The organism is Aquiflexum sp. (assembly GCF_977115555.1).
Genome location: NZ_CDSBKL010000385.1, coordinates 1 through 3,764, shown reverse-complemented (window position 1 = coordinate 3,764; position 3,764 = coordinate 1). Strand labels below are relative to the sequence as shown.

Genomic DNA, 3,764 nt, shown 5'->3' with positions numbered 1-3,764 from the left:
GACCGAAGTCAGCGAACAGTACTTACTCGATCTTGAGCGCGAAGCATTCTTGAGCTTAACAGGGGAGAAAAAAACCCTGGAAAGGATACACAGTATTCTGTTTAAAGGAAAACCGCTCAGAAATTAAGAGAGAAGCGAGAAACGAGAAGCGAGAAACGAGAAAACAGTATCAAGTATCAAGATTAAAGTATCAAGCAATAACTCTTAAAATTTTCAATCATGCATAATTTCAAAGATTTAAAAGTCTGGCAAAAATCAGTGGATTTGGCTGTAAAAATATACAAATCAACAGCACTTTTTCCCAATGAAGAGAAGTTTGGAATGACGTCCCAAATGAGGAGGGCCGGTGTTTCTATACCATCCAATATTGCTGAAGGTTCTGCTAAAACATCAAAAAACTCTTTTGCCAATTCATTAGAGATAAGCTTAGGTGAAAGTTTTGAACTAGAAACCCAAATTGAAATAAGCAGGAGGGTAGGCTTAATGTCTGAAAACCTTTCTTCTGAAATAAATGAAGACATCGTTGAAATTCAAAAAATGATTATGGGACTTAAAACCTCGCTTGATCGGTAAGGTACTTGATACTTGTGTCTTGATTCTTGATACAATTAAATAACACCAAACTCAAAAAAACACACCATGGAAGCATATATAGTAAACGGATATAGATCGGCGGTAGGAAAAGCCAAAAAGGGCGGTTTCAGATTCTACCGGCCTGACGATTTGGCCTCAGATGTCATCAAGCACCTTGTGGCCAACACCCCCGGATTGGAAAATAAAATGGTCGATGACCTGATTGTCGGAAATGCCATCCCGGAAGCCGAACAGGGTATGCAGATGGGAAGGATGATTTCCCTTTTGGCATTGGGTATCGACAACCCCGGCTTCATTATCAACAGATACTGCGGTTCCGGCTTGGAAGCCATCGCTTTGGCTGTTGGAAAAATCAAAGCAGGTATGGCAGACTGCATCATTGCCGGCGGAACAGAATCCATGTCCATGCTCCCGATGATGGGATATAAGACTGTCCTTAACTGGAAAATCGCCTCCCAGACTCCGGAATATTACCTCAGCATGGGTTTGACTGCAGAGGAACTTGCAAAGGACTACGAAATCACCCGCGAGCAGGCAGATGAGTTTTCGGCAAATTCCCATACCAAAGCATTGGCAGCGATCGCCGCAGGAAAATTCAAAGAGCAGATCGTTCCTGTAGAGGTTGAAGAAACATACCTCGACGAAAAAGGAAAAAGGAAAACAAGAAAATATGTCGTGGATACAGACGAAGGTCCAAGGGCAGGCACGACTCCTGAAGTCCTTGCGAACCTCAAGCCGGCCTTCAAAATGAACGGACAGGTCACGGCAGGAAATTCCTCCCAAACTTCTGATGGGGCCGCCTTCGTGGTCGTCATGTCAGAGCGGATGGTCAAAGAACTTAACCTTGAGCCGATCGCCAGGATGATGTCCTATTCCGTAGCCGGTGTAGACCCTAGAATCATGGGCATCGGTCCAAAAGAAGCTGTGCCAAAAGCCCTGAAGCAAGCCGGATTGACTTTGGATAAAATTGACCTGATTGAATTGAATGAGGCTTTTGCTGCCCAAGGTTTGGCAGTGATCAAGTCTTTGGATATGGACATCAGCAAAGTCAATGTCAATGGCGGAGCTGTCGCATTAGGTCACCCACTCGGCTGTACCGGAGCCAAACTTTCCGTTCAGCTTTTCCACGAACTCCGAAGACAAAACAAAAAATATGGACTCGTCACCGCCTGTGTCGGCGGCGGTCAGGGAGTGGCGGGAGTTTATGAGTTATTGCGGTAATTGAAAAGGTTATTAATGAAATCAACAAAATCCAAAAAATGCTTTACACTCTTATCTTAAAATTTGAAAAAAAATAGTGACATAAGCGTATGAATAAGCTTGTCTTATGTCTTGCGTCTTGTGTCTTATGTCTACAATTATGAGCACAATAACCAAAAATTCAATCAACGGCGGCGAATTCCTTGTCAAGGAAACCGAAGCAAAAGACATCTTCATCTTTGAAGAATTTACAGAAGAACAAAAAATGATGGCTCAGGCCTGTCAGGATTTTATCGATACCGAAATCCATCCACACAGTGAGGAAATCGATAGCATGAAGCATCCTGAGCTTGTTCCATCCATTTTCAAAAAAGCCGGAGACCTAGGTCTCCTAGGTATCGCTGTTCCTGAAGAATTCGGTGGCATGGGCATGAGCTTCAACTCTTCCATGCTTATTGCTGACATTATCGGCGGAGCAGGATCTTTTTCGACGACTTATGGTGCACATACAGGTATCGGCACACTTCCGATTCTATACTATGGCTCTGAAGACCAGAAATCAAAGTACCTTCCCAAGTTAGCGACCGGCGAATGGGCGGCTTGCTACTGCTTGACAGAACCGGATGCCGGTTCAGATGCCAACAGCGGCAAGACCAAAGCTACTTTGACTGAAGATGGTAAACACTACCTCATCAACGGGCAAAAAATGTGGATCTCCAATGCGGGATTCGCTGACCTTTTCATTGTCTTTGCCAAAATCGAAAATGACAAGAACCTTACCGCCTTTATCGTAGAAAAAGGATTTGGTGGGATCACCATGAATGAGGAAGAAAAGAAGATGGGCATCAAAGGTTCTTCTACCCGTCAGGTATTCTTCAATGACTGCAAAGTTCCTGTGGAAAACATGCTTTCCGACAGACAAAACGGTTTCAAAATCGCTGTAAACATCCTCAATATCGGAAGAATCAAATTGGGTGCAGGTGTCTTGGGTGGCTGCAGGTCTGTGGCTTCCCTTTCTGTGAATTATGCCGGAGAGCGCAAGCAGTTTGGCGTAGCGATCAATACCTTCGGTGCGATCAAGCAAAAATTGGCAGAAATGGCTGTCAGGACTTATGCCTGCGAATCACTCTGCTACCGTGCCGGTCAGGATATCGAAGACAGGATGGAGTCCCTCGCTGCCGAAGGCATGCCGGATGCACAGGCAAAACTGAAAGCTTTGGAGGAATTTGCGATAGAAGCGGCGATTGCCAAAGTTCATGGTTCGGAAGTATTGGACTATGTCGTCGATCAAGGCGTACAGGTCTATGGCGGTATGGGCTATTCAGCCGATGCACCGATGGAGCGCGCTTATAGAGATGCACGTATTTCCAGGATTTACGAAGGTACCAACGAAATCAACCGCATGCTGATGGTAGGCATGTTGCTCAAGAGAGCAATGAAAGGAGAGATCAACCTTTTCGAACCGGCTATGGCTGTTTCGGCAGAATTGACTTCCGTCCCGAGCTTTGAGACAGTGGATAATTCTGAGCTTTTTGCTGCAGAAAAAGAAACCATCAAGAAACTCAAGAAAGTATTTCTGATGGTGGGCGGTAAGGCGGCCATGGCTTTGGCAGACAAAATCGAATCCGAACAGGAAGTGATGATGAACCTTGCTGACCTGATGATTGAAATCTACGCGGCTGAGTCTGTCATCCTGAGAACAGAAAAACTCGTGGGTCTGAGAGGCGAAGATGCCTGTCAACCGCAGATTGCGATGACGCAGGTGTATCTGTTTGAAGCAGCAGAAAAAATCCAGACTGCCGCTAAGGAAGCTATTGCGGCATTTACCAAAGGTGACGAGCAGAAAGTGATGTTGATGGGATTGAAGCGCTATACCAAAGCAGACCTGGTCAATACCAAAGAGCTGAGAAGACAGGTGGCAGATTATATGATTGAGAAAGGGAAGTATCCTTTTTCTTAATTTTTATTTC

3 protein-coding genes are annotated in these 3,764 nt (G+C 45.0%); all 3 read left to right on the top strand.

Annotated elements, in window-relative coordinates; all coding sequences use genetic code 11:
- Positions 1–219: 219 nt before the first annotated feature.
- The 3 genes from ACZFYI_RS17075 (at position 220) to ACZFYI_RS17065 (ending at position 3,754) form a co-directional block, all read left to right on the top strand.
- Positions 220–573, top strand: a complete 354-nt coding sequence (locus ACZFYI_RS17075) for a four helix bundle protein (RefSeq protein ID WP_462525337.1) — start codon at positions 220–222, stop codon at positions 571–573.
- 66 nt (positions 574–639) lie between these two features.
- Complete coding sequence (locus ACZFYI_RS17070) at positions 640–1,815, top strand: thiolase family protein (RefSeq protein ID WP_462525336.1); 1,176 nt, start codon at positions 640–642, stop codon at positions 1,813–1,815.
- Positions 1,816–1,954: 139 nt separating this feature from the next.
- Positions 1,955–3,754, top strand: coding sequence for an acyl-CoA dehydrogenase family protein (locus tag ACZFYI_RS17065; RefSeq protein ID WP_462525335.1), 1,800 nt, complete (start codon positions 1,955–1,957; stop codon positions 3,752–3,754).
- Positions 3,755–3,764 lie beyond the last annotated feature (10 nt).

Bases quoted from the DNA above. Each gene is read 5' to 3' on its own strand.
- ACZFYI_RS17065 (WP_462525335.1), top strand. From the start codon at position 1,955: ATGAGCACAATAACCAAAAATTCAATCAACGGCGGCGAATTCCTTGTC.
- ACZFYI_RS17075 (WP_462525337.1), top strand. From the start codon at position 220: ATGCATAATTTCAAAGATTTAAAAGTCTGGCAAAAATCAGTGGATTTG.
- ACZFYI_RS17070 (WP_462525336.1), top strand. From the start codon at position 640: ATGGAAGCATATATAGTAAACGGATATAGATCGGCGGTAGGAAAAGCC.